At 71.5% G+C, this 6,013-nt stretch carries 4 protein-coding genes and 1 pseudogene; 1 reads left to right on the forward strand and 4 read right to left on the reverse strand.

Annotated features, from left to right (window positions below):
- Nucleotides 1-534, reverse strand: a pseudogene (locus tag KBA23_RS15130) (substrate-binding domain-containing protein); the annotation flags it as partial.
- 136 nt (nucleotides 535-670) lie between these two features.
- On the opposite strand from KBA23_RS15130, the gene KBA23_RS15135 reads away from it, so the two are divergent.
- Nucleotides 671-1,636: a LysR family transcriptional regulator gene (locus tag KBA23_RS15135; RefSeq protein WP_290742585.1), complete on the forward strand. Its 966-nt coding sequence runs from the start codon at nucleotides 671-673 to the stop codon at nucleotides 1,634-1,636.
- 58 nt (nucleotides 1,637-1,694) lie between these two features.
- Here KBA23_RS15135 and KBA23_RS15140 read toward each other — a convergent pair whose 3' ends face one another.
- From KBA23_RS15140 to KBA23_RS15150, 3 genes are all read right to left on the reverse strand, one after another.
- Nucleotides 1,695-4,328 carry a nitrate reductase gene (locus KBA23_RS15140; protein ID WP_290742588.1) on the reverse strand — a complete coding sequence of 878 codons (2,634 nt, stop codon included), beginning with the start codon at nucleotides 4,326-4,328 and terminating at the stop codon, nucleotides 1,695-1,697.
- Nucleotides 4,325-4,651: a nitrite reductase small subunit NirD gene (gene nirD / locus KBA23_RS15145; RefSeq protein WP_290742591.1), complete on the reverse strand. Its 327-nt coding sequence runs from the start codon at nucleotides 4,649-4,651 to the stop codon at nucleotides 4,325-4,327. The genes KBA23_RS15140 and nirD overlap by 4 nt, the downstream gene beginning before the upstream one ends.
- A gap of 5 nt (nucleotides 4,652-4,656) precedes the next feature.
- Nucleotides 4,657-6,013 (reverse strand): (2Fe-2S)-binding protein (locus KBA23_RS15150; protein WP_290742590.1); only part of this gene is annotated, 1,357 nt, incomplete at its 5' end.

Consider the following 6,013-nt stretch of genomic DNA (forward strand, 5'->3'; position numbering starts at 1 on the left):
GGAGGACCGACATCGCGCCGTCGTAGAAGAAATAGGCGTTGTTGTCGTCCGGGCTGCCGCCGAACAGCTCGACGTTCCAGGGCTTCGTGTCGGGGAGCGTTCCTTCAGCCCCGCGACCAGCGACGTCGCCTGCTCGACCCCGACCCGGAAGTTGTCGAAGGTGGCGTAGTAGTCCACATCCGGCGTGTCGCGGATCAGGCGATCGTAGGCGATGACCTTGACGTCGGCGGCCTGGGCGTTGGCCAGCGCGTTCGAGAGCGTGGTGCCGTCGATGGCGGCGATCACGAGGACGTTCACGCCCTTGGTGATCATGTTCTCGACCTGCGCCAGCTGGTTCGGGATGACGTTCTCGGCGTATTGCAGGTCGGTCTCGTAGCCCGCTTCCTGGAACTGCTTGACCATGTTGTTGCCGTCGTCGATCCAACGGGCCGAAGACTTGGTCGGCATCGAGATGCCCACCGTTTCCGCCATCGCGCCGGTGGCAAGCCACGACGCTCCGATCGCCAGCGCGACCGCAGCCGTTCTGAATTTCATATGGTACTCCCCACGGCGGCGCAGGGCCGCTTTCCCTGTTGCGCGCGCCCCGGAAGGGGCCGCGTGGGTCGCAGCTAGCAATTCTCCAGCATGATTGTAAAATTACGATACTGGCAAACTGCATGTCGGAATTGGTATGCCGAACGCCCCAGCCCGCCTGATGCTGAAGCCCGGTCAGCTGCGGCTGCTCCACGAGATCGCCCGGCATGGCCAGTTGCAGCTGGCGGCGCTGGCCTGCGCCATGTCGCAGCCGGCCGCCTCGCGCATGCTGGCCGAGATCGAGCGGCGGGTGGGCGCGCCGCTTTTCCTGCGCCAGCCGAAGGGACTGGAGCCGACCGAGATCGGACGGACGGTTCTGCGCCGGACCGGCGTCATCCTGCGCGAGATGCTCAGCATGGCCGCCGATGTCAGCGCCCTGCAGGAGGGACTGGCCGGCTCCGCGCACATCGGGGCCGTGACCGGGCCTGCGGTCGGGTATCTCGTCTCGGCCGTTCGCGAGATCAAGGCGCGCTCGCCCGAGGCCGACATCACCATCGACGTCCTGCCCTCGCGCGATCTGCTGACCCGCCTGGCGGCCGGCGAGCTGGATTTCGTGCTGGCGCGCATCCTTCCCGAGTTCGACAGCCGCGATTTCACCATGCTGCCGATGCGCGACGAGAAGGTCTCGTTTCTGGTTCGCGAGGATCATCCGCTGAACCGCGCCGCCGCGGTCACGTTGACCGAACTCTTCGACTATGAATGGATCATGCAGCAGCGCGGCGCGCCCATCCGGGAAGCGACGCTCGCCGCATTCGCGTCGTTCGGGCTCGGCGAGCCGCCCAACATCCTGAGCAGCCCGTCGCTGCTCTTCATCATCGCCTACCTGTCGCAGAGCGACGCGGTCGCGGCCCTGTCGCAGGAGGTCGCACAACTGCTGGCGCTTCCGCCGGTCAGCGCCCGGTTCGCGTCGCTGCCGGTCCGCCGGGACGTCCGGGTGCCGCCCTATTTCCTGCTGAACCTGCGCCGCCGTCCGTTGTCCCCGCTCGCCGAGCGGCTGCGCGAGAGCGTGATCGCCCACTCGCGGGACGGGGACCGCGATGTCTGGCGCCGGATACTGACCTGACGCCCATGCGCCGGCCGCCCGGCGCAAGGGGGGGTATCAGACCGCCGTCCCCGCCGGGCTAGCGACCGGATGCGCGGCGCCGGCGAGCCTCGGGGGCGAGCAGCGTCGCGAGCTCGGGGCGGCAGGAGCCGCACCCGGTGCCGGCACGAAGCGCCGCGCCGATCTCGGCGACGGTCGAGGCGCGGCCGGTGGCGACGGCGTCGACGATGGTCTCGAGGCCGACGTCGAAGCAGGCGCAGACGATACGGCCGCAGTCGCGCACCCTGCCGCCCGGCCGGCCGGCCAGAAGGGCGGCCGCGTCGGCCTCGCCGAAGGCGGCGACGAGATGGGCGCGGGATAGTTCGACGGGTTCGGGGCCGACGAAGAGGGCGGCGACGACGGCGCCGTGCTCGATCAGCGCCACCCGACGGCGGCCGCGGCCCGGATCGCCCCATGCGACCAGTTCCGCCTCCGGCGCAGCGAAGGCGGCGCGGGTCCAGGCGTCCCAGTCATCCGGCTCCGCCTCGCCTGCGAGTTCGACCCGCCAGCCGCGGGCGATGCGGGCGCGTGCCCAGTAGGCAGCCTCGGGCGCCGGCCGGCGGCGGCTGATCGCGAAGCCGTGCCAGGCGGGCGCGTAGCGCGCGACCTCGATGGTTCCGGCCTTCAGCGCCGGCTGGCCGGAGTGGGGATCGGCGGTCGCGGCCAGCAGAGCGGCGACGCCCCCGGCGCTCGCGGTCTCGCGGCTCCAGTGCATCGGCGCGAAGATGCTGCCCGGCGCGACCCGGTCGGTGACCAGCGCCCGCAGCACGGCGCGGCGCCCGCGGGCGGAGAGGACCACGAGATCGGCGGGGCCGATGCCGCGGGGTTCGGCGTCGGCCGGGTGGATCTCGGCAAACGGCTCGGCGATGTGCTGGGTCAGGCGCGGCGCGCGGCCGGTGCGGGTCATCGTGTGCCACTGGTCGCGGATGCGTCCGGTGTTGAGGCGCAGTCCGTCAGGCGGCGCGGCGGCCGGCGGGTCGACGGGGATCATCCGCGCGCGACGATCGGGCGTGAAGAACCGGCCATCGGTGAAGAACCGCTCCGGTCCGCCCAGCGGCCACTGCACCGGTTCCATCGCCTCGTAGGCGGCGTCGCCGAGGTTCGCGAGCCCGCCAATGTCGAAGTCGCGGCCGAGCGCAGCGGCTCGGGCGGAGAGGGCGGCGTGCTCGCGGAAGATGTCGGCCGGCGAGGTCCAGGCGAAGGCCTCGGGCCAGCCGAGCCGCTTGCCGACCTCGGCCAGCGCCTGCCAGTCGGGGCGCACTTCGCCCGGCAGCGGCAGGAAGGCGCGCTGCCGCGATATGCGGCGCTCGGAGTTGGTGACCGTGCCCGACTTCTCGCCCCAACCGGCGGCGGGCAGCAGCACGTGGGCCCGGGCCGCGGTGTCGGTGCGCGCGGTCACGTCGGAGACGACGACGAAGGGACAGGCCTCGAGCGCGGCGGCGACCGCGTCGGCCTCGGGCATGGTGGCGACGGGGTTGGTCGCGAGGATCCAGAGCGCCTTGATCCGGCCGGACGCGGCGGCGCGGAACATGTCGACGGCCTTGAGGCCGGGCCGGTCGGCGACCCGGGGCGCGCGCCAGAAATCCCGGACGGCGGCGCGGTGGGCGGGGTTCTCGAGCTCGAGGTGGGCCGCGAGCATGTTGGCGAGGCCGCCGACCTCGCGCCCGCCCATGGCGTTCGGCTGGCCGGTGACGGAGAAGGGCCCCATGCCGGGCCGGCCGATGCGCCCCGCCGCGAGGTGGCAGTTGATGATCGCGTTGACCTTGTCCGTGCCGGAGGCCGACTGGTTCACGCCCTGGCTGAAGACGGTGACGACGCGCTCGGTGCCGAGCCACAGGCGGAGGAGCATGTCGAGGTCGGCGGCGTCGACGTCGCAGGCAGCGGCGGTGCGGTCGCGGTCCCACGGGCGGGCGGCCGCCATGGCGGCGGGGAAGCCGTCGACGTGGGCGGCGAGCCATGCGGCGTCGAGGACGCCCCGGCTTTCGGTCTCGGCCAGGAGCCAGTTGAAAAGGGCGACGTCGGCGTCGCCACGGAGCTTCAGGTGCAGGTCGGCGATCTCGCAGGTGGCGGTGCGCCGCGGGTCGACCACCACGACCCGCATCGACGGGCGCGCCTCCCTGGCGGCGGCGAGGCGTTGGTGGAGCACCGGGTGGCACCAGGCGAGGTTCGAGCCGACGAGGATCACCAGGTCGGCGAGCTCGATGTCTTCGTATGTGCCGGGCACGGTGTCGGACCCGAAGGCGCGGCGGTGGCCCGCGACCGTCGATGCCATGCAGAGGCGCGAGTTGGTGTCGATGTTGGCCGAGCCGATGAAGCCCTTCATCAGCTTGTTGGCGACGTAGTAGTCCTCGGTCAGGAGTTGGCCGGAGCCGTAGATCGCCACGCTGTCCGGGCCGTCGGCGTCGATGGCGGCGCGGAATCGGGCGGCGATCAGGTCGAGGGCCTCGTCCCAGCCGGCTTGCCTGCCGGCGATGCGCGGGGCGAGCAGGCGGTCCTCCAGCCCCAGCGTCTCGCCGAGCGCCGCGCCCTTGGAGCAGAGCCGGCCGGAGTTCGCCGGGTGATCGGGGTCGCCCTCGATGCGCGCGCCGCCCGCGCCGTCCGGCGTGGCGAGGATGCCGCAGCCGACGCCGCAATAGGCGCAGGTGGTGCGCACGGCCGCGGTTGCAACGCTCATGCGGTCAGCGCGGCGGGGTCGAGCAGCAGGCGGCCGGCCTCGACCCGGATGCGGTGGGCGCGCGTCCGTCCCTCGTCCGCGCCCTGGGCCTGCCCGGTCTCGAGGCTGATAACCCAATTGTGCAGCGGACAGGTGACCGCCTTGCCATGCACGATCCCCTGGCTGAGCGGCCCGCCCTTGTGCGGGCAGCGGTCGTCGAGGGCGAAAACCTCGTCCGCGCCGGTGCGGAAGATCGCGAGGCAGCCGCGCGGCGTCTTCACCACCCGCGCGCCGCGCAGCGGGATCTCGTCCGCGGCGCCGATGTCGAGCCAGGTTTCGGTCATCGCGTTCATTCTGCTGCCTCCCGGATGCGAAGATCGGCCAATGGCGCGAACTCGTGCCGCTCGCCGCCTTCGGCACGCTCGGCCCAGGGATCCTTCTGGTAGATCGTCTGGCTGTGATCGAAACGGGCGACGAGCGCGGCGCGGTTGTCGGGGTCGTCGACGACCTGCGCCTTCACCCAGTCGAGGCCGACCTTGGCGAGCCACTTGTAGGGCCGGTCGAGATACTTGCCGTGCTCGCGGTAGAGCTGGACGAAGGCGACGACGATCTCGATCGCCTCGGCCTCGCCTGGCACGGTCGCGAGCGGTTCGGTCGCCCTCACATCCATGCCTGCGGCGCCGCCGACCCCGATCTGGAAGCCGGAGTCGACGCAGACGATGCCGATGTCCTTGCAGGTGGCCTCGGCGCAGTTGCGCGGGCAGCCGGAGACGCCGAGCTTGACCTTGTGCGGCGTCCACGATCCCCAGAGCCGCTTTTCGAGCTTGATGCCGAGCCCGGTCGAGTCCTGCGTGCCGAAGCGGCAGAACTCCGATCCGACGCAGGTCTTCACGGTGCGCAGCCCCTTGGCGTAGGCGTGGCCGGAGACGAGTCCCGCGTCGTTCAGGTCGCCCCAGATCGCCGGCAGGTCCTCCTTGCGGACGCCGAGCAGGTCGATGCGCTGGCCGCCGGTGACCTTGACCATCGGCACGTTGAACTTCTCGGCGGCGTCGGCGATGGCGCGGAGTTCCGCTGGCGTGGTCACGCCGCCCCACATCCGCGGCACCACCGAGAAGGCGCCGTCCTTCTGGATGTTGCCGTGCGCGCGCTCGTTGATGAAGCGCGACTGCCCGTCGTCGCGGTAGTCGTCGGGCCAGTCGGCGAGCAGGTAGAAGTTGAGCGCCGGCCGGCAGACGTGGCAGCCGCAGGAGGTTTTCCAGCCCAGCTCCTGCATCACCGCCGGCATGGACCTGAGCGCGCGCGCCTTGATCAGCCGGCGCACGTCCTCGTGGGTAAGGTCCGTGCACTTGCAGACCGGCTTGGCCGTGGGCATGACGAAGCCGTCGCCCAAGGTCAGCGCCAGCACCTGCTCCACGAGCCCGGTGCAGGTTCCGCAGGAGGACGAGGCCTTGGTGACGGCGCGCACCTCCTCGAGCGTGGTCAGCCCGCCGTCGGCGATGGCCCTGGTGATCCGACCCTTGCAGACGCCGTTGCAGCCGCAGATCTCTGCCTCATCCGGCAAGGCTGCAACGGCCGCCATAGGGTCCAGGGGGGCGCCCCCGTCATAGGCTGGCCCGAAGATCAGCGTGTCGCGCATCTGCGAGACGTCGGTCTGGTCCTTGAGCTGGCCGAAGAACCAGTTGCCGTCGGCGGTGTCGCCATACATC

The sequence above is a fragment of the Amaricoccus sp. genome (genome assembly GCF_017995835.1).
Classification (GTDB): domain Bacteria; phylum Pseudomonadota; class Alphaproteobacteria; order Rhodobacterales; family Rhodobacteraceae; genus Amaricoccus.

Bases quoted from the DNA above. Each gene is read 5' to 3' on its own strand.
- KBA23_RS15135 (WP_290742585.1), top strand. From the start codon at position 671: ATGCCGAACGCCCCAGCCCGCCTGATGCTGAAGCCCGGTCAGCTGCGG.
- nirD (WP_290742591.1), bottom strand. From the start codon at position 4,651: ATGACCGAAACCTGGCTCGACATCGGCGCCGCGGACGAGATCCCGCTG.
- KBA23_RS15140 (WP_290742588.1), bottom strand. From the start codon at position 4,328: ATGAGCGTTGCAACCGCGGCCGTGCGCACCACCTGCGCCTATTGCGGC.